The organism is Aestuariivirga sp., assembly GCF_044239095.1.
Lineage (GTDB): Bacteria > Pseudomonadota > Alphaproteobacteria > Rhizobiales > Aestuariivirgaceae > Aestuariivirga.
This window is the reverse complement of sequence record NZ_JBIICB010000062.1, coordinates 1-17,610: the sequence shown is the minus strand read 5'-3', so window position 1 is coordinate 17,610 and position 17,610 is coordinate 1. Positions and strand designations below refer to the sequence as shown.

General features: G+C 63.3%; 20 protein-coding genes. 9 read left to right on the top strand and 11 right to left on the bottom strand.

What is annotated here, in order from left to right:
* A partial coding sequence (locus tag ACILRA_RS08080) for an NAD-binding protein (RefSeq protein ID WP_395661587.1) occupies nucleotides 1-436 on the top strand: 436 nt, incomplete at its 5' end.
* Nucleotides 437-532: 96 nt separating this feature from the next.
* Here ACILRA_RS08080 and ACILRA_RS08075 read toward each other — a convergent pair.
* Together ACILRA_RS08075 and ACILRA_RS08070 are read right to left on the bottom strand one after the other, a co-directional pair.
* Nucleotides 533-676, bottom strand: a complete 144-nt coding sequence (locus tag ACILRA_RS08075) for a zinc-binding dehydrogenase (RefSeq protein WP_395661586.1) — start codon at nucleotides 674-676, stop codon at nucleotides 533-535.
* A 149-nt stretch (nucleotides 677-825) separates the two neighbouring features.
* A complete protein-coding gene (locus ACILRA_RS08070) occupies nucleotides 826-957 on the bottom strand; it encodes a zinc-binding dehydrogenase (RefSeq protein WP_395661585.1) in 132 nt (43 codons plus the stop codon).
* A gap of 132 nt (nucleotides 958-1,089) precedes the next feature.
* Here ACILRA_RS08070 and ACILRA_RS08065 point away from each other — a divergent pair, with 132 nt between their 5' ends.
* Nucleotides 1,090-1,608, top strand: a complete 519-nt coding sequence (locus tag ACILRA_RS08065; RefSeq protein WP_395661584.1) for a hypothetical protein — start codon at nucleotides 1,090-1,092, stop codon at nucleotides 1,606-1,608.
* Between the two features lie 6 nt (nucleotides 1,609-1,614).
* On the opposite strand, the gene ACILRA_RS08060 is transcribed toward ACILRA_RS08065, so the two are convergent.
* The gene (locus ACILRA_RS08060; protein WP_395661583.1) at nucleotides 1,615-2,622 is read right to left on the bottom strand and encodes an NAD(P)-dependent alcohol dehydrogenase; all 1,008 of its coding nucleotides are present in this window, start codon (nucleotides 2,620-2,622) and stop codon (nucleotides 1,615-1,617) included.
* 121 nt (nucleotides 2,623-2,743) lie between these two features.
* Nucleotides 2,744-3,427, bottom strand: a complete 684-nt coding sequence (aqpZ, locus tag ACILRA_RS08055) for an aquaporin Z (RefSeq protein WP_395661582.1) — start codon at nucleotides 3,425-3,427, stop codon at nucleotides 2,744-2,746.
* A 256-nt stretch (nucleotides 3,428-3,683) separates the two neighbouring features.
* Here aqpZ and ACILRA_RS08050 point away from each other — a divergent pair, with 256 nt between their 5' ends.
* Nucleotides 3,684-5,195, top strand: a complete 1,512-nt coding sequence (locus ACILRA_RS08050; protein WP_395661581.1) for a DEAD/DEAH box helicase — start codon at nucleotides 3,684-3,686, stop codon at nucleotides 5,193-5,195.
* A gap of 623 nt (nucleotides 5,196-5,818) precedes the next feature.
* Here the strand turns inward: ACILRA_RS08050 and ACILRA_RS08045 are convergent.
* Nucleotides 5,819-6,073 carry a Txe/YoeB family addiction module toxin gene (locus ACILRA_RS08045; RefSeq protein ID WP_395661580.1) on the bottom strand — a complete coding sequence of 85 codons (255 nt, stop codon included), beginning with the start codon at nucleotides 6,071-6,073 and terminating at the stop codon, nucleotides 5,819-5,821.
* The gene (locus tag ACILRA_RS08040) at nucleotides 6,070-6,324 is read right to left on the bottom strand and encodes a type II toxin-antitoxin system Phd/YefM family antitoxin (protein WP_395661579.1); all 255 of its coding nucleotides are present in this window, start codon (nucleotides 6,322-6,324) and stop codon (nucleotides 6,070-6,072) included. Before ACILRA_RS08040 ends, ACILRA_RS08045 begins: the two co-directional genes overlap by 4 nt.
* A 664-nt stretch (nucleotides 6,325-6,988) precedes the next feature.
* On the opposite strand from ACILRA_RS08040, the gene ACILRA_RS08035 reads away from it, so the two are divergent.
* Together ACILRA_RS08035 and ACILRA_RS08030 are read left to right on the top strand one after the other, a co-directional pair.
* On the top strand, nucleotides 6,989-7,741 hold the full coding sequence (locus ACILRA_RS08035; protein ID WP_395661578.1) for a hypothetical protein: 753 nt from the start codon (nucleotides 6,989-6,991) through the stop codon (nucleotides 7,739-7,741).
* A 499-nt stretch (nucleotides 7,742-8,240) separates the two neighbouring features.
* Nucleotides 8,241-8,564 carry a hypothetical protein gene (locus ACILRA_RS08030; protein WP_395661577.1) on the top strand — a complete coding sequence of 108 codons (324 nt, stop codon included), beginning with the start codon at nucleotides 8,241-8,243 and terminating at the stop codon, nucleotides 8,562-8,564.
* Nucleotides 8,565-8,566: 2 nt separating this feature from the next.
* Here ACILRA_RS08030 and ACILRA_RS08025 read toward each other — a convergent pair whose 3' ends face one another.
* The 3 genes from ACILRA_RS08025 to ACILRA_RS08015 all read right to left on the bottom strand — a co-directional run bounded on the left by ACILRA_RS08025 (nucleotide 8,567) and on the right by ACILRA_RS08015 (nucleotide 11,473).
* Nucleotides 8,567-9,049: a VUT family protein gene (locus tag ACILRA_RS08025; protein WP_395661576.1), complete on the bottom strand. Its 483-nt coding sequence runs from the start codon at nucleotides 9,047-9,049 to the stop codon at nucleotides 8,567-8,569.
* Nucleotides 9,050-9,058: 9 nt separating this feature from the next.
* The gene (gene ndk, locus ACILRA_RS08020; protein WP_395661575.1) at nucleotides 9,059-9,481 is read right to left on the bottom strand and encodes a nucleoside-diphosphate kinase; all 423 of its coding nucleotides are present in this window, start codon (nucleotides 9,479-9,481) and stop codon (nucleotides 9,059-9,061) included.
* A gap of 84 nt (nucleotides 9,482-9,565) precedes the next feature.
* Nucleotides 9,566-11,473 carry an OmpA family protein gene (locus ACILRA_RS08015; RefSeq protein WP_395661574.1) on the bottom strand — a complete coding sequence of 636 codons (1,908 nt, stop codon included), beginning with the start codon at nucleotides 11,471-11,473 and terminating at the stop codon, nucleotides 9,566-9,568.
* 230 nt (nucleotides 11,474-11,703) lie between these two features.
* On the opposite strand from ACILRA_RS08015, the gene ACILRA_RS08010 reads away from it, so the two are divergent.
* Both ACILRA_RS08010 and ACILRA_RS08005 read left to right on the top strand, forming a co-directional pair.
* Nucleotides 11,704-12,147, top strand: coding sequence for a DUF411 domain-containing protein (locus ACILRA_RS08010; protein WP_395661573.1), 444 nt, complete (start codon nucleotides 11,704-11,706; stop codon nucleotides 12,145-12,147).
* A gap of 6 nt (nucleotides 12,148-12,153) precedes the next feature.
* Entirely contained in the window at nucleotides 12,154-12,888 is a 735-nt protein-coding gene (locus tag ACILRA_RS08005) for a rhodanese-related sulfurtransferase (protein WP_395661572.1), read from the top strand.
* 197 nt (nucleotides 12,889-13,085) lie between these two features.
* Here the strand turns inward: ACILRA_RS08005 and ACILRA_RS08000 are convergent, their stop codons facing one another.
* Nucleotides 13,086-13,796 (bottom strand): outer membrane protein, encoded by a 711-nt coding sequence (locus ACILRA_RS08000; RefSeq protein WP_395661571.1) that lies wholly within the window; start codon nucleotides 13,794-13,796, stop codon nucleotides 13,086-13,088.
* Between the two features lie 249 nt (nucleotides 13,797-14,045).
* Here ACILRA_RS08000 and ACILRA_RS07995 point away from each other — a divergent pair, with 249 nt between their 5' ends.
* The gene (locus ACILRA_RS07995; protein ID WP_395661570.1) at nucleotides 14,046-14,318 is read left to right on the top strand and encodes a hypothetical protein; all 273 of its coding nucleotides are present in this window, start codon (nucleotides 14,046-14,048) and stop codon (nucleotides 14,316-14,318) included.
* Between the two features lie 156 nt (nucleotides 14,319-14,474).
* On the opposite strand, the gene ACILRA_RS07990 is transcribed toward ACILRA_RS07995, so the two are convergent.
* On the bottom strand, nucleotides 14,475-17,198 hold the full coding sequence (locus tag ACILRA_RS07990; protein WP_395661569.1) for a phosphoenolpyruvate carboxylase: 2,724 nt from the start codon (nucleotides 17,196-17,198) through the stop codon (nucleotides 14,475-14,477).
* A gap of 239 nt (nucleotides 17,199-17,437) precedes the next feature.
* Here ACILRA_RS07990 and ACILRA_RS07985 point away from each other — a divergent pair.
* Nucleotides 17,438-17,610, top strand: a 173-nt coding sequence (locus tag ACILRA_RS07985) for an ATP-binding cassette domain-containing protein (protein ID WP_395661588.1), incomplete at its 3' end; no start/stop codon positions are given.

Below are 17,610 nucleotides of genomic sequence, written 5' to 3'. Positions count from 1 at the left end.
CCACATGGGCCCCATCGGCTCGGCGGCCGTCATCAAGGTCATCACCAACATGCTGGCCTTCATCCACCTCGTGGCGGATGCCGAAGCGCTCATGCTGGCCAAGCGCGGCGGCCTCGACCTCGCGCAGGCGTGGGCGGCCATCACCGCCTCCTCAGGCACCAGCTTCGTGCATGAGACGGAAGGCCAGCTGATCCTCAACGGCAGCTACGACATCGCCTTCACCATGGACCTCGCGCTGAAGGACTTGGGCTTCGCCATGAACTTCGGCAAGGAATTCGGCGTGCCCCTCGACCTCGCCTCCATGACGCAGCAGACCTTCATGAAGGGCAAGGCAGCGTATGGCGGGGCGGCGCAATCCACCCAGATCGCCAAGCTGCTGGAAGACGTTCTGAACACCGATCTCCGCGCCCCCGGCTTCCCAGCAAGGCTGGAGTAGCCCGCCCCTGATGGCGTCACCCCGGCGAAGGCCGGGGTCCAGCTGCCGGCGCCCGAAGCTGGATTCCGGCCTGCGCCGGAATGACGGCGCTGGAGGTCACCACTCCAGGCAGATCTTCCCGAAATGCCGCCCAGATTCCTTGCGGCGGAAGGCATCCACAATGCCGTCGAGCGGAAAGGACTGGTCGATCACCGGCCTGATCTCCGCCGTCTCCAGCGCGCGCACACCTGCGACCCGCATTGGTGCTGAAGATCAACCTCCGCGCCCCCGGCTTCCCAGCAAGGCTGGAGTAGCCCGCCCCTGATGGCGTCACCCCGGCGAAGGCCGGGGTCCAGCTGCCGGCGCCCGAAGCTGGATTCCGGCCTGCGCCGGAATGACGGCGCTGAAGGTCACCACTCCAGGCAGATCTTCCCGAAATGCCGCCCAGATTCCTCGCGGCGGAAGGCATCGGCAATGCCGTCGAGCGGAAAGGACTGGTCGATCTCCGCCGTCTCCAGCGCCCGCACACCTGCGACCCGCATTGGTGCTGAAGACAGACCATCGCGCCCCCGGCTTCCCAGCAAGGCTGGAGTAGAAATTCAGGAGATTTTGACAATCTTTACGAGCAATGCTTTCCTCCCGGCCGTGTTCACCCACGACAGACGATGGAAATCATGGCTCGCCCCGATGCCCCCCTTCCGGCGACCCCGGTACGCGTTCCCCGTGGCCTGACGTTGCGGGTGATGGCCGTCGCTGCCGTTATCGCAGCGCTGATCCTCGCACACTGGATCTATCTTTACGCCAATGGCATTTCACGCTTGTCCCTGCCCAAGGGGACGTGGATACTGATCGCTGAGCTATACATCTTCTTACTCGCATGCGCAGCTGTGCTGATTGGCGGGCTCATGCTGGCGCTGGACTTCGGCTTGGCCCGCCTGGGCCTCTACACCGAACGCCGCTTGCATACGGTCGGTGCTCTCGGGTTCGCCGGCTTGTCCGCATTTCAGTTTTTCAAGGCTGGTGACGAACGCTACACATCCCCCTACACCCTCTTCACTATCGGCACGGTGCCGGTGACCAACCGGGACATGCTGTTCTTCAATCTCGGAGCGTGGCTGCTTTTGGTGGTCTATTTGAGTAGCTCAGCCCTGCGCTTGAGGGAATCTCGCAAGAGCAGGCAGCACGAAGACTGAGGCGCCTCACCACTCCAGGCAGATCTTACCGAAATGCCGCCCCGATTCCTCATAACGGAAGGCATCGGCAATGCCGTCGAGCGGAAAGGACTGGTCGATCACCGGCCTGATCTCCGCCGTCTCCAGCGCCCGCACATAGTCCTGCTGCTGCGTTCGGTTGCCGACGATCAGGCCGTGGAGGCGTGCCTGCTTGCGCATCAGCGCGCCGGTGGGGATCTCGCCGCTGCGCCCCGTCAGCACGCCGATGAGCGAGATGTGGCCGCCAACCCGCACCGCCTCGATCGACTGCGGCAGCGTGCCCGGCCCGCCGACCTCGACCACATGGTCAACACCGCGTCCGCCCGTCCAGTCCTTCACCTTGGTTCCCCAGTCCGGTGTCGAACGGTAGTTCAGGGTGAAGGCCGCACCCATCGCCGCGAGGCGGGCGCGCTTCTCGTCCGATGAGGAGGTGGCGATCACCGTCGCCCCCATGGCCCGCGCCAGTTGCAGCGCCGCGATGGAAACGCCGCCAGAGCCCAGCACCAGCACCGTGTCGCCTGCCTTGAGCGGCCCGTTGACGATCAGCGCCCGCCATGCGGTGAGGCCTGCCGTGGTGATGGTCGCCGCCTCGGCGTGCGACCAGCCGCTGGGCGCATGGGTGAAGGCATAGGCGGGACAAGTCACCCGCTCGCGCGCATAGCCGTCGACGCCATCACCCGGCACCGTCGCGAAATCGGGCAGCGTGGGTTCACCCGCGATCCAGCCCGGAAAGAAGCAGGAGACGGCATGGTCACCCGGGCGGAACTCGCTCACGCCAGCACCCACCGCCTCGACCACGCCTGCACCATCCGACATGGGGATGCGCCCGTCCGCCACCGCGCCGGGCACCGCCATCACGCGGTAGTCATGGTAATTGAGCGAACTCGCATGGAGCCTGACCGTGATCTCGCCGGGCCCTGGTGCGGCCGCCTCAGGAAGTTCCACGGCGGTCAGATGGTCCAGCCCGCCCGGGGCCTTCAGCCGGATGCCTTTCATGCACGTCTCCATGTGTTGCGGAACTCACCCTACTGCAGAACCGCCCGCCCGGCACAAAAACCTGGGGCGGGCCCTTCTGCAAGGCCCGCCCCTGTTCTTTTCCGGCACTGTCCCTTGGGGATCAATCTTCCGAGATGACCTTATGCACCAGCGCGCCGATCACGCCGCCGGCGATCGGCGCCACCCAGAACAGCCAGAGCTGCTGCAGCGCCCAGGGCTCTGCGAACAGGGCAACCGCGGTGGAGCGGGCCGGGTTCACCGAGGTGTTGGTGACCGGGATCGAGATCAGGTGGATCAGCGTCAGCGCCAGGCCGATGGCCAGCGGCGCGAAGCCGGCCGGCGCGTTCTTGTGGGTGACACCGAGGATCACGACGAGGAACATCGCCGTCAGAACCACTTCGGTGATCAGCGCGGACATCATCGAGAACTTGCCCGGCGAATGCTCGCCGAAGCCATTGGAGGCAAAGCCGCCGACGCCCGCGAAATCCGCCTTGCCGCTGACGATGAGGTAGAGCACCAGCGCCGCAGCAATGCCGCCCAGCACCTGGGCCACGATGTAGCCCGGCACCGTGCTCCAGCTGATGCGGCCAGCGGCCGCGAGGCCCACAGTCACCGCCGGGTTGAAATGTGCGCCGGAAACGTGGCCCACCGCATAGGCCATGGTCAGCACGGTCAGGCCGAAGGCCAGCGACACGCCCACGAAGCCGATGCCCAGCGCGGGAAAGGCGGCCGCCAGCACCGCGGAGCCGCAGCCGCCCAGCACCAGCCAGAAAGTCCCAAAGAATTCGGCGCTCAGTTTGTTCATGTTCAACTCCCCCATTTGATCCGCCCCCCGAGAATCGCGGAGCGATGCCTTAACCACTGTCCCATACAACGTGGCACGCGGGTGAATTGCATACTGCAAGACAATTCTGACCCGCACAACCTCTCGCGAATTGACTTTCCCAATGGGAATCCCTATGTGCAGCTAAGCTTCAGCGCACGGGGCTTGATGGCGAATTCGCCCGGCGCAGATTTTGATGCAATCAGAATAAAATCGCCAGATTGGTTTTTACCCCCATATGAACTTCTCCGAGCTCGGACTGAGCCCCAGAACCCTCGAGGCGATCACCGCCGCGGGTTACACGACCCCCACCCCCATCCAGGCGGAAGCAATCCCGCCCGCCCTGCAGCGGCGCGACGTCATGGGCCTGGCCCAGACCGGCTCCGGCAAGACCGCCGCCTTCGTGCTGCCCATGCTGTCGCTGCTCGAAAAGGGCCGCGCCCGCGCCCGCATGCCGCGGACGCTGATCCTCGAGCCCACGCGAGAGCTCGCCGACCAGGTGCGCGAGGCCTTCGAGACGCTGGGCTGCAAGCACAATCTCTCGGTTGCCCTCCTGATCGGCGGCGTCGCCTTCGAGCCGCAGGCCCTCAAGATCGACCGTGGTGCGGACGTCGTCATCGCCACGCCGGGCCGCCTGCTTGATCATTTCGAGCGCGGCAAGCTGCTGCTCACCGGCATCGACATGCTGGTGATCGACGAGGCAGACCGCATGCTGGACATGGGCTTCATCCCGGACATTGAGCGCATCTGCAAGCTCCTGCCCTTCACCCGGCAGACCATGTTCTTCTCCGCCACCATGCCGCCGGAGATCCAGCGCCTCACCACCGCCTTCCTGCACAATCCGGTGCGCGTCGAGGTCTCCAGGCCCTCCTCCACGGCGGAAACCATCACCCAGATGCTGGTCAAGGTCCCGCATGAGGCGAAAGCCAAGCGTGAGGCGCTGCGCCAGCTGCTCCGTACACAGACCAACGTCAAGAACGGCATCATCTTCGCCAACCGCAAGACCACGGTCGCGCTGCTGGAAAAGTCCCTGTCCGTCCACGGCTTCAGCGTGGGGGCTCTCCATGGCGACATGGACCAGTCCGCCCGCCTCAAGACGCTGCAGGCCTTCCGCAACAATGAGATCACCTATCTGATCGCCTCCGACGTCGCCGCCCGCGGCCTCGATATTCCGGAAGTCTCCCACGTCTTCAACTTCGATGTTCCCACCCATGCGGAAGACTATGTCCACCGCATCGGCCGCACGGGACGTGCAGGGCGTGAGGGCCAGGCCTTCACCATGATCTCGAAGGAAGAGGGCAAGTATTGGAAGGGCATCGAAGCCCTGATCAAGAAAGAGATCCCCTATTTCGAATTAAGTGCCGAGGCCGAAGCCGCCATCGAAACCCGCGGTGCTGAGCCTGACCGCCCCCGCCGCGAGGGCCGTGAGGGACGCGGCGGCGGCGACCGCCGCGGCCGCGACCGTGACCGCCGCCCGCGTGAGGTCAAGGACCACGGCGAACGCGCCGCCATGGAGCCCGCGCCGCGCACCGAACGCCCGCCGCGCGAAGAGCGCCCCGCGCCGGCCCCCAAACCCGCCGCCGCAGCGCCATCCGCCCCGCGCCCCGAAAAACCCCCGCGCGAGCGCACCCGCGACCGCGCCCCCCGCCCGGACCGCCACCCCCAGCGCGACGTCTCCGACGCGCCTGACCACCGCGGCTTCACCGAACAGACAATGCCCGCCTTCCTCTCACGCAGCGTGAAGGCGTAAAGGTCTTCTCCCGCTCCTCCAGCGGGAGAAGACACTTGTCTCCAATCCGCAGCACACCACCGCAACATCCCAACCTATTCCTCTCCCCCACCGGGGGAGAGGGAAAGTTGAGGGGGTGCCCACCACAAACACCACCGCCCACACCAAAGCCCAAAACCACAAACAGTCCCGGCCGCCGAACCAACAACAGGCCTCAAGCGCGGACACACCCCCTCACCCTGCCCTCTCCCCCACCGGGGGAGAGGAATGGTGGCCGCGCACGCATTGCCCATCCCCCGCCACACCGATCAACGTCTTCTCCCGCTCCTTTAGCGGGAGAAGAGGGGCCCCGTTGCAAAGCAACGGGTAGATGAGGGAACCAAACCACACCGCCCAGCATCCCAACCTATTCCTCTCCCCCACCGGGGGAGAGGGAAGGGTGAGGGGATGCCCACCACAAACACAAGCGCCCCGCACCAAATCCCAAAACCACAAACAGTCCCGGCCGCCGAACCAACAACAGACCTCCAGCGCGGACAGACCCCCTCACCCTGCCCTCTCCCCCACCGGGGGAGAGGAATGATTGCCGCGCACCCCCAACGCCGTCATTCCGGCGAAAGCCGGACTCCAGCTTCGCCGCACTCTCAGTAATGATACCGGCACTGCGCAAACTGCAGCGTGCCATCCACTGCGCGATACACCAGCCGATGCTCCTGCGTGATCCGGCGAGACCACCAGCCGGCCAAATCCCCCCGCAACGGCTCCGGTTTGCCAATCCCCTGAAACGGGTTCCGGCTCGCGTCCTTGATCAGCACATTGATGCGTTCGAGCGTCTTGCGGTCACGGGCCTGCCACCAGAGATAATCCTCCCAGCCCTGCCCGGAGAACAGCAGCCTCATTCAGCCAGCTTGCGCTCTGTCCCGCCACCCGTGTCGAGCGAGTCCACGGCCTCCTTCAACCGCGCCGCATTGGCCGGGCTCCGCAGCAGATGCAGCGTCTCCTCCCAGGAGGTGAATTCCTCCAGCGACATCAGCACCGCCGCAGGCTTCCCCCGGTCGCGGGTGATGATGACGGGCTCCCGGTCCTCCACCACCCTGTCGAGGGCGGAGGCGAGGTTCTTGCGGAGTTCGGAATAAGAGGTGGTGCGCATACTTCATTGTACGTAAAACCGTACAATTCGGCAAGCCGCTGATATCGCCTGCCGTTAGGGAATGTTTGACTCCAGGACGACTAATATGTTGAGTTGACAGAATGCCCATCCCACTGAAAGATGCACAAGAATTGCTCAGAATTGAGAAATTTTTTGTGATTCATTCAGCAAAACCGGGAGAATTAAGGCACTGGGAAGCGAGCAAGGAACGCAACAAGACTGAACCCGTTGCGATATTCAGATGTAGGCTAAGGGAGGCATCTGCGCTTCCGCGCGGTCTTTGGTTCCACGCGATAGTTTGGCCACGATATCCGAAGACAATGACAATTCAGATGAGTTTGGAGTTACCAAACGTGAAGGGTCACCAAAATCTCTATCGACTTGAGAATGATCCTTCAAACACACACCATAACAGGTCATCCTGTGGCGGTGGCTACGCGAACCATTTTTTTGGGGTCGGAGAATCGCACGAGCATTCGTTCCTTTACAATACAGGCGGTCAGGACGAACTGGTTTCCAACCTCGGTTCATCACCATGCGCAATTCCAATTACTGAGGAATTGACGAGCTTTTCACAAGCCCTGGCGTTTGTAAGCAAGAGACTCAATATTAGTAATCCCGGTGACGTTCCTCTTCCCAATTTGCAGTTACCATTGGTGTAGCAATGAGCGACACAACGTCGATTGATCTAGGCCAGCGCCTGTCAAAAGCTGTATCGCGGCTCATGGGAACGCGGGTACAGGGCGAGCGCGCGAGAATGGCTGTACCGGTCCTGTATCCAAGCGGAGCAAGTGCTGCAGTTGAAATTGTTCTGAATGGATCGGAATGCTTTGTGTCTGATCTTGCCCTTGGTCAATCCGAAGCGGAAATGCAAGGAGCAGGCGGGTTTTTCGATGCAGCTGCCCGGAAGGCGGCTAAACGTTATGCGGTCAGTTACGATGGCATGAGCATCTTCGTGATCCGGGCTTCAATCGAAAACATTGAAACTGCAATTTCCGCCGTAGCAAATGCCTCCGTTGCTGCTTCAAGTTCCGCGATCTTTAGAGCTCTTGAGGAAAGAGAAAAGACGAACACCGAGGAGCTCTTCAATAAGGTGACACGTGCATTTGGTTCATCTGCAGTTTTCCGAGAGCAAGAACTTTTAGGTAGAGACACGACATGGAATGCTCACAACGTTGTAGTTGTTAATGATCGAAAGATCGTTTTTGAGTACGTAACTGAGAACCAGCTTTCCATTGCATCGAAGTTCATGATGTTTTCAGACTTGTCGAAATCAAGCCAGCCATACTCACTGAACTCCGTTGTCAGTAGCATTGATCGTATTGGCGCAAAGGCAGCAATGCTTGCAGATGTTTCATTCGTAATGCAGCTTGCAGCAAATGATGAAGAGTACAGACGACGAGCGAATGCCGCGTAGCAATGCGACGCTGCCCGTTGGAATGAATCATTGACTTTCTTCCTATGCTCCGCTAATACTCCTCTTCACGGCCATTCCCAGAGGAGGGGACGATGTCGACAGCGTCTCGGTATTGCGGAAAGGCCGGCGGCACCTGCGGTGGGGTGGGAACGCAACACCCCTCCCCGGGCGCGACGGGCGGGACCCGGGGGCATTACGACCCCTGCGCCGCAAGGCATTCATGGCGTCCCAGGGGGACGCGTGACAAGCGCCTACCCTTAGCGACAAACGCCGCGCCGCCGCGCAAGCGGGTGCGGGGCCCCCGGGCAGAGGGGGCAAGCTGCCCCGCCATCGCCCGGCCCTGCATGAACCGGGCGCCTCGCGCCATTTTCCCAATTGGATTGTGTGAGCCCCGGCTCCGGCATTCCCGTCCTCCCACAGCAAGGGGCGTCCGTGGATCACCCCACGGGCGCCCGCCGTGAGGCGCCATCAAACATCACACCACATGACAGGAGGTTACATGCTTCACCCGTGCTGGATCGAGCGCGAGGCACCGCTGGCGCGCTGCCCGAAGGCAAGCTGCCGCCGCAGCGGCACATGCAAGAAAGAGACAGGCAAGCTCCCCTGCGAACGCACCCATGAAACCAAGGATGCCGTGCGCTACAGGATCGCCGCCAAGCTGGACAAGATGACGGCGGAACTCCACGCCAAGAATCCGGAGTTGAAGAACCGCGTGATCAGCGAATATGAGCTCGAACTCAAGCTCAAGAGCATGAAGGCACTGCTGCAGGCCAGCGACGAGGCCTTTTGCGCCAGCGAGCGCGCCAAACAGAAGAAGGCGTGATCTCAGGCGGTCAGCGCCAGCTTCCGGTCACGCAGCCGCAGCAGATACCACACGAGGAAGACGCCCACGGCCTTGCTGGCAATCTCGGTGGCGAAGGCCGCGGGCGTCAGGTAGCCCGCGAGATACTGGAAGGCCAGCGTATCGAGCGGCACAGCGATAAGGCTCGAGAACAGGATGCGCTGGGACAGCGGCCGGCGCATGTAGGAATAAACGCCCCAGTCCGCCATCTCCGACAGGATGAAGGCGGTGATCGAGGCCAGCGCGATGGCGGGATCGACCATGAACCAGGTGAGCACGCCACCCACCGCCGTGGCGGCGAGAACCGAGTGGCCGATCTCGCGCTGTGCATAGTCGCGCAGCACGAACACGAAACCGACCACGATGTTCGCAAGATAAAGGTCGCCCAGCGGCGTCGCCCACGGTGCAATCGCCGTGAACATCCAGTTCACGGCGACGATCGCGGCGACGTAGAGGGCGGTCCACATCGGCTGGCGTCAGCCGACGATCTCGTCAGGCTTGAACACCTGGGCGATCTCGATCGCGGCGTTGTCTGTTGAGTCCGAGCCATGCACCGAATTGGCCTCGATCGATTCCGCGAATTCCTTGCGGATCGTGCCGGCGGCGGCGTTGGCGGGGTTGGTGGCGCCCATCACTTCACGGTAGCGGGCCACGGCGTTGTCGCCTTCCAGCACCTGCACCACGATCGGGCCCGACATCATGAAGGTCACGAGGTCGTTGAAGAAGGGGCGCTCCCGGTGGACGCCGTAGAAGGCTTCCGCCTCCGCCTTGCCCCACTTGACGCGCTTCTGCGCCACGATGCGCAGGCCTGCGCCCTCGATCTTGGCGTTGATGGCGCCCGTCAGGTTGCGGCGCGTCGCATCCGGCTTGATGATCGAGAAAGTGCGTTCGGTGGCCATGACTGTCCCCTTGTCCTTGAGCTTGAATGGAATGGGCCGCCGTATAGCGGCGGCCCGGTCCACATGCAAGCTCAAGCTCCGGCGTCAGTCCAGCTCGCCCACCAGCGGCGTGATGCGGGCAAGCGATACGCGGCGGTTCTCGGCCTCGGCCTGCAGCGTCGGAATCTTCAGGTAGCGCTCGCCCAGCCCCACCGTCTTCAGGTTCCCGGCCGGGATCACGTAGTAGGTGGTCAGCGCCTCCTTCACCGCCTGCGCGCGCTGGCGGGAGAGTGCGAGGTTCGCAGCAGTCGAGCCCACGGCGTCGGTGTGGCCCTCGAGCAGGAACACCTCGTCGGGGTTCTTGGCCAGAACCTTCTCCAGCACCACTGCGATGCGGTCGAGCTTGTCGATCTCCTCCTCGCGCAGGAAGCCTTCGCCGAAGCCGAAGTTCACCGTGTCGATCTCGATGCGGGCCATCGCCTCGCGCGCTTCCGGACTGCGCTCGAACTCCTCCACCGAATAGCGCCGGTCGATCCGGCGGCGCGGCGGTGCGGCGAGGACATCCGCCAGTTCGTCATCCTCCACCTCCGCGGCGAAGACGTCATCGCGATATGCGGCCTCCGGGTCATAGTCGTCACCGATCACGACATCGAACTGGATCTGGCCGGAGCGGAGGCGCTCGGCGCGGGCCTGGCGCTCCTCCAGCATCTGGCGGCGCAGGTAGCGGCGGTCACGCTCGAGGGCGCGGCGCCAGTCGCTGCGCTCTGCTTCCTCGTAGCGGTCGTCACGCACGACCTCACGATAGATGTCGATGCGGCGGACGAGCTCTTCCTCATCGAGTTGCTCGGGCGGGCGCTGGTCGCGCAGGACCAGCCGCACATCATTGTTGGTGATCGTCGTGTTGTTGTTGTTGATGATCACGTTGTTGTTGCCGCCAGCACCTTGCGGCGGGGCCTCGCGGTCCTCGTTGCCGCTCACATCGCGGCGCAGGATCTGGCGTTCGTCGGCCAGCTTGCTGCGCAGCGCATCGCGCGTCTCAGGGGAGAGACGGTCGCTGGCCAGCAGGTCGCGCATGCCGGACAGCCGCTGGCGAAGCTCGCGCCTGCTCAGTTCCCGGACGTCCGTGCCATCGTTGAGGATGTCGCGCGCCTGGCGTTCCAGGGCCGGGTCAACCTTGGCGGCCTGTGCCTGCTGTTGCGGCTCTGGCTGTGGCTCCGGCTGTGGCTCTGGCTGCGTTGCAGCGTCTGCCGCATCAGCATCGCCCTTGCCTTTGAGTGCGGCCCTTGCCTCGCGGATCACGTCGCGCAAGGCCCGGCGCTGCGCCTTCGGAAGGTCCTTGCTCTCCGCAAGCGCGCTCGCCTGCTGCATCTGGCGGCGGATTTCATCCCTGCTCAGTTCGGACGCGGGCCTCACAGACTGGAGGAAGAGGGCCACTTCCTCATCACCCTGAGACTGCACCACGTCCGGCGCGGGCTGCTCTGCAGGCTGCTGCACGGCCTCGGGCTGCTGGGGCGGCGTTTCCGGCTGTGCCTGCTGCTGCGGTTCGGGCTGAGGCTCCGGCTGGGGTTCCGGCTGGGGTTGGGGCACTTCGGGCTGTGCCTGCTGCTCGGGCTCCGGCTGGGGCGCCTGCTCCACCTCGGGCGGCGGCGGCTCGGGCTCCGCTGCCGGCGGTTCCGCGGCCGCCTGCTGCCGGCGGTCGATCTCGGCGGTGATCTGGGCAATCTCCTGCTCGAGTTCACCGGCGATATCTCCCGGCAGGCCATCCACCCCGAGGAAGCGCTTGGCACGGGCAAGGCGCTGCTGCAGGCGCTCGTCATCCAGCCGGGAAAGATCGCGCCCGCCGTTCAGGAACTTCCGGATCTGATCAAAATCGGCCGAAGGCGCCCCGGTTTCCGCCTGCGCCAGAATGAGGGCGGGCAGCGGCTCCAACGATTCGGCACGGGACGGCCCGGCCGCAATGGCGAACAGCGCCAGCGCCGTCAGGCTCGCATGCATCATGGGGGCAAGTTTCATTCCACAGCTCCGCTCAGTTTGCTCGTGACGCAGGACGCGCCCACTCTCGCTCTGGTTCCATTACTGCCGGGTGCCCATGACGAAAGTAAGGGGGCATTGCGATTGGCCTGCCACAAGTCTGAATGCAAGACAACAAGGCGGACGGAGGGCAGCCGCCGTGCCGGGGAAGTGACTTGCCTGCACCGGCCCGCCGAACTACATCCCAAGCCATGAGAACCGGAGCATCCGCCATGCCGACACGCCGCGCCATCATCGCCTCCCTTGCTGCGCTGGGACTCCTGCCGGCCGCTGCGGCATCGGCTGCTATGCCGGTTTTCTACCGCAACCGTGGCTGCGGCTGCTGCCTCGCCTGGACAGAGCGCATGGCAGCGGCTGGCCTTCCGGTGCTGATGGAGGACAATGACGATCTTGCTGGCCTTTCGGCAAAGCTCGGAATCCCGCCGGGCCTCGAAGGCTGCCATGTGGGCGAAATCGGCGGCTATGTGATCTCCGGCCACGTCCCTCCGGGTGACATCGTGCGGCTACTGAGCGAGAAGCCAGACGCGCGCGGCCTGCTCGTGCCCGGCATGCCCGTCGGATCTCCCGGCATGGAGATGGGCAACCAGACCGAACGCTATGACGTGCTGCTGCTGGCGAAGGACGGCACGGCGAGCGTCTTCGCCACCCACGGATAACTGCCGGTGACGCAGATCGCCGTCAGCGCCTTCTACAAGTTCGTGACGCTGCAACGCGCCGCGGCGCTGCGCTTGCCCTTGCTAGAAGCAGCGCTCACCCATGGCATCCGGGGAACGATCCTTCTCGCGCCGGAGGGCATCAACGGCACCATCGCCGGCGAGCCAGATGCACTGGCCGCCATGATGGCCTTTCTCCGCAGCCATCCGGAATTCAGCGGTCTTGAAGGCAGGCAATCCGTTGCCGACGACATGCCCTTCGGCCGCATGAAGGTGCGCCTCAAGAAGGAGATCGTCACTATGGGTGTCGCCGGCGTCGATCCAACGCGGATGGTGGGCAGTTACGTTCCACCCGAGGCGTGGAACGCGCTGATTTCTGATCCGGACGTGCTGGTCATCGATACGCGGAACGGCTTCGAGGTGCAGGCTGGAACATTCAGGGGCGCCACCGACCCCGGAACCTCCAGCTTCGGTGAGTTTCCCGCCTTCGTCGCGCGCGCCCTGGCAGGCCAGGAGCAGCGCAGGATCGCCATGTTCTGCACCGGCGGCATCCGCTGCGAGAAGGCCACGAGCTTCATGAAGGCCAGGGGCTTCGAGAACGTCTACCACCTGAAGGGAGGCATCCTCGGATACCTCGAAGCCGTGCCACCGGAGCAGAGCCTGTGGCAGGGAAACTGCTTTGTGTTCGATGCGCGCGAGGGACTGACCCACGGGCTCGCCATCGGGAAGTCGAAAACGGACTGATCAACCGGTCAAGCCGGGGCCGGGCCAAGGACAAAACAACAGCCAAGAGCTGCAGCGGCTCTGGTTGGTTCAAGACACATCAGCACCTTTCGACGTCTTCGTTTACGGCGTAAAATCTATTGGAGCCGACGATAAAGAATAGCAGCAGCAGCACGGGCCACCCCTTCGGAGCGGCCCTGATGCTTGCGTCTCAATTGTCAGAACTTGAAAGACACCGCAGCTCGGACGGTCTGCGCCGTCAGATCGACGTCGTATTCGTTGCCTTCCTCATCTTCGTAGTTTGCTTCGCCGTAGTTATCATAGAGATATTCGGCGCGCAGAAGCACATTATCGGTCAAGGCAAACTCGATGCCGCCGCCGATGGTGAAGCCGACATGCGTCTGGCTGTCACTGCCCAGCGACTCGGTGACCAACGGGGGGACCTGCAGGCAGACATAAGCACAATCAATAAAGCCGGACTCTTCGACGCCGAGAGTGTGCTCCGCCACGGCGAGACCGCCCGCAACAAACAACAGTGCACGATCCACAGCAAAGCCAGCGCGAGCGCGCAGGTGAACGTTCCAGTCGAGGTCATACGTGTAGTCGTAGGTTTCTTCCTTCACAGGCAGCTCTTTGCCCTTGCCGTTCACATCGCCGAGACCGAAGTCAGCCTCCACGCCGAACATGACTTTATCGTGCTGGAGGTTGTAGCCCGCCAACGCGCCACCCCAGAAGCCGCCGTCCAGATCGCCGCCGCCAGGCTCATTGTCATAGGTGACGTCGGCTTCACCCCAGACATATCCGCCGTGGACACCGACATAAGCTCCCGACCAGTCATGGCTGTATACTGGCTCAGAAATATCTGCCGCAGAGGCGGCGGAGACAAACGCTCCCATGACGCCAACCGCAATACTCAACCGTCCAAGCAATTCAACCTCCCTGCAAGCATGCCGTGATCTTACTTTTATAACCTCTCTCATAAGCTAGTGTATAGACCTTAGATGCTCTGATAATTCCTTCAGCTTTATCCATTTTAGTTGAAAACGATAGGTGCAGGCCACCAGGTTACTTATTGTGATGAATAATCCAAGTTGCCGCAAAGGCAGCTCACAGGAGACAGGCCCGTTGATGCAGAACTGGAACCAGTGTAGCGTTGTGAGAATTGAGGAGTGTAAGCCATGACGAATGTCGCCACGCCGAACCTGCTTGATCTGATTGAGATGAACGCCACAAACGACCCCCAACTCTGGGTCGCTGAGTTCTCTGCTGCGAACGACGAAGGCGCGCCCTCTGATTCTGTACCTCCCGGCCCGCTCGTTCAATCGCTGGCTGGCCGCGTTGCGGCACTTTCGATCTGTTCGGACGAGGGGCCCATTATCAGCGCAGACGGGGATCTTTCCGCGCGGGCGTTCGATTATTCGGTTTGCTCGGACGAAGGCTCTGACGGGTAGGCAAGCAGCCCGCCGATGTGCACTACGGTTCCTTCAGCCGAGTGCCTTGCGTCGATCCTGGGGCATTGCTCATTATGGCAGGGAGGCTGCTTCGTGTTCGAAGGGCGTGAGGGGCTGACCGGCAGGCTCGCCATCGGGAAGCTGAAAGCGGCTTGATCAGCCGGTCCAGCCGAGGCCTGTCGCCACGCAGTTCATGGTCATCAGCAACGGCATCATCAGCTTGTCGCCGCCATTGCCCTGGCGCGTCTCCTTGAGGAGTTGCACCTGCCACCGGTTGGCCTGGTCCACCATGGGCCTGACACGCTCGAAGCGGCGCTGCAGCCCGTCGAAGCGCTCGCACAGGCGCTTCTCGCCCGTGAGCTCGAGAATGGTGCGGGAGGTGCGCTGGTGTTCATGGCGGATCAATGCGAACAGGCGCTCGGCGGATGTACGGTCGGTCACGAGCCCGGCATATTGCTCGGCAACATCCATGTCGGCCAGGTAAAGCGACTTCTCTACCTCGTCGACAGCGAGACGGAAACCACGCGACCTGTTGAACATGTCGCGGAGAAGCGTCATGCCCTCAGCACCGCGCGGAACGAGGAAATCGTCGAAGGCATAGCCGAGGCCATACCAGCCGGTCAGCAAGTGGCGGTTCTGGCTCCAGGCGAAGACCCAGGGTATGGCGCGCAAGTCGCCGATGCCCTTGGCCCCGAAGCGGCGCGCGGGGCGCGAACCGAGCTTCAGGTTGGCGAGTTCTTCCACTGGCGAGGCCTGGTGGAAATAGTCGAGCAGCGCCCTGTCCTCCGCCAGCTTGCGGTAATGGCTGAAGGAAGCCTTGGCGATCCATTCGACCGCGCTCTGGTGCTCGCGGTTCACCTTCAGCTCCGGCTCGTCGATCGACTTCAACGTATGAACGAAGACGGAGGCCGCAAGGATTTCGAGATTGTGCTGCGCCGTGCCGCGGTTGGCGAACTTGGAGGAGACGACCTCGCCTTGCTCGGTGACGCGCATGTGGCCATCGATGGTGCCTGCAGGCTGGGCTGCAATGGCGCGGCCGGTGGGTGCGCCGCCGCGGCTCACCGAACCGCCGCGGCCGTGGAAGAAGCTGATCGAGACGCCGGCGTCACGCCCGATGCGGATCAGGCCGCGCTGGGCTTCGAAGAGTTCAAAGCTGGCGCAGAAGAATCCGCCATCCTTGTTGGAGTCGGAATAACCCAGCATCACCTCCTGGCGGCCACCATTGGCGGCAACCGAGTTGCGCACCAGCGGATGGGCCAGAAGATCGCGCATGATCTGCGGCGCAGCGCGCAGATCGTCAATCGTTTCGAACAGCGGCACCACGCGGATCCGGCACGTCTCGCGCGCCGTCTCATCTGCGAAGAGGCCAGCGAACTTGGCGAGAAGATAGAGACCCAGCACGTCGCTGGCGCTCTGCGTCATCGACAGGATGAAGGCGCCGATGGCCTGGCGGTCGGGCCCATCGATTGTCTCGCGGATCAGGCCCAGAAGGCCCAGAAGCTCGCGCGCCTCTTCCGAGACGCCGCGGAACTGCGGCAGGAAGCCCAGGGGCTTGTCGAGTTCGGTCTCGATCCAGGCCTGCCATGCGGGCGTTCCGGACTGAGGCCCCTCGCCCGGGTCCAGTGGGTTCAGCTTGCGCCAGATTTCCATCAGCACGCGGTTGATGACCGTGGTGTTCTGGCGGATGTCGAGGCTCACCGTGCGGAAGCCGAAGGTTTCGACCTCCCATCGGACCGGCCTCACCAGTGTCGAGGCAAGCGAGACCGACTGCATCTGCGCCAGCGTTTCCTCAGCCGCCAGCAATTCCCCGATCAGCTCGCCGGTATCGCGAAAGCCAGTGGCCTTGGCGTGCGGCTGGAAGGTTGCGGCGAGCCTGTGCCGCAATGCGGTGAAGAACTGGCGGAAAGGTTCGTGCACATTGCGCGCGGTGATCGTATCGGCCGCGCCGGCAAGTGCGGCCTGGTTCTGCAGCCGCTCGAGGAAGGCGGGCGGGAACGACACCTCCTGGGAACTCAGCGAGACGAGCTGCGCCAGGTCGTTCAGCCGGTGGTCCAGCCGTGCGAGCACCGCCTCGCGGTTCTCCTTCAGCGCATAGCGTGTGACGTCGACGGTCACGAAGGGATTGCCGTCCCGGTCGCCGCCGATCCATGAGGAATAGCGTAGCGGCGGGCGCACCCGGCAGGGCGTTTCCGGATAGTGGCGCTGAAGGGCTGCTTCCAGCATGTCGCACAGGCTTCCCGTGCGGTCGAACAGCGCCTCGCGGAAGAAATGCAGTCCCCAGTGGATCTCCTGCTCGACGGTCGGCTTCTCAAGCCGGATCTCGCCGGTGAGCCACAGGAGGTCGATCTCGGTCCGGAGCGACTTGAGGAGGCCGGCGCGCTCGCGCGGGGTCCAGCGCGGGCTCTCGAGCTCATAGAGCTTCAGATAGATCCGGCGGTGGATCTCCAGCACGGTGACGCGCTTTGCTTCCGTGGGGTGGGCGGTGATGGTCGGCTGCACATCGACCGTGTCGAGCGCCTTCTGCACCGCCTCGGGGGGCACGTTGGCAGCGGCGACCGTGGCAAAGGCATGGGAAAAGGAGCCGGGCACCTGGTCCGGGCCGCTGCGGTTCTCCATCTGGCGGCGGTTGCGCATCGCGGCGTTCTCCTCCGCGATGTTCAGAAGCTGCAGCCAGATGCCGATCACCTGCAGGGCGTGCTCGATCAGGTCAGGCGCCAGTTCCAGCCCATTGGCGGGCTCGTCGATCACCGCCAGCACGCGCGGCTCACGCACCTTGATCACCTGGCGCAGGAGGTCGCGCAGCATCATGGTGATCTCGTCCTGGTAGGCCGTATCGGCCGGTCCCGCGATATACGCCTTCGCGATCTGTCCCGCCTTCACCTGATGTGCGCTCCTCAATTCCCCTCATCGCTTGTGCGGTGCACCACCACCCGAGTCAATATCGTTTTTCGACGACAGCGCTTCGCGAATGACAGAAAACGGCGATGACGCTCGCGCGCGTTCCGACCAGGTGAAATCACCTGGTCGAAAAGAACTCGCGCAAGATCAATTGCTTGAGCATGATCTTGTCGCAAAAGTGGTTTCCACTTTTGCGGATCATGCTCTAGAACCCCCAAGTCATGTTGCATGTTAATGGCCTGACCTACAGGATCGGCGGACGCCTGCTGCTCGAAGACGCCTCGGTGGCCGTGCCACAGGGGCACAAAATCGGCATCGTGGGGCGCAACGGCGTGGGCAAGTCCACGCTGTTCAGGCTGATCCTGGGGGAAATCCCGGCGGAATCCGGCAGCAT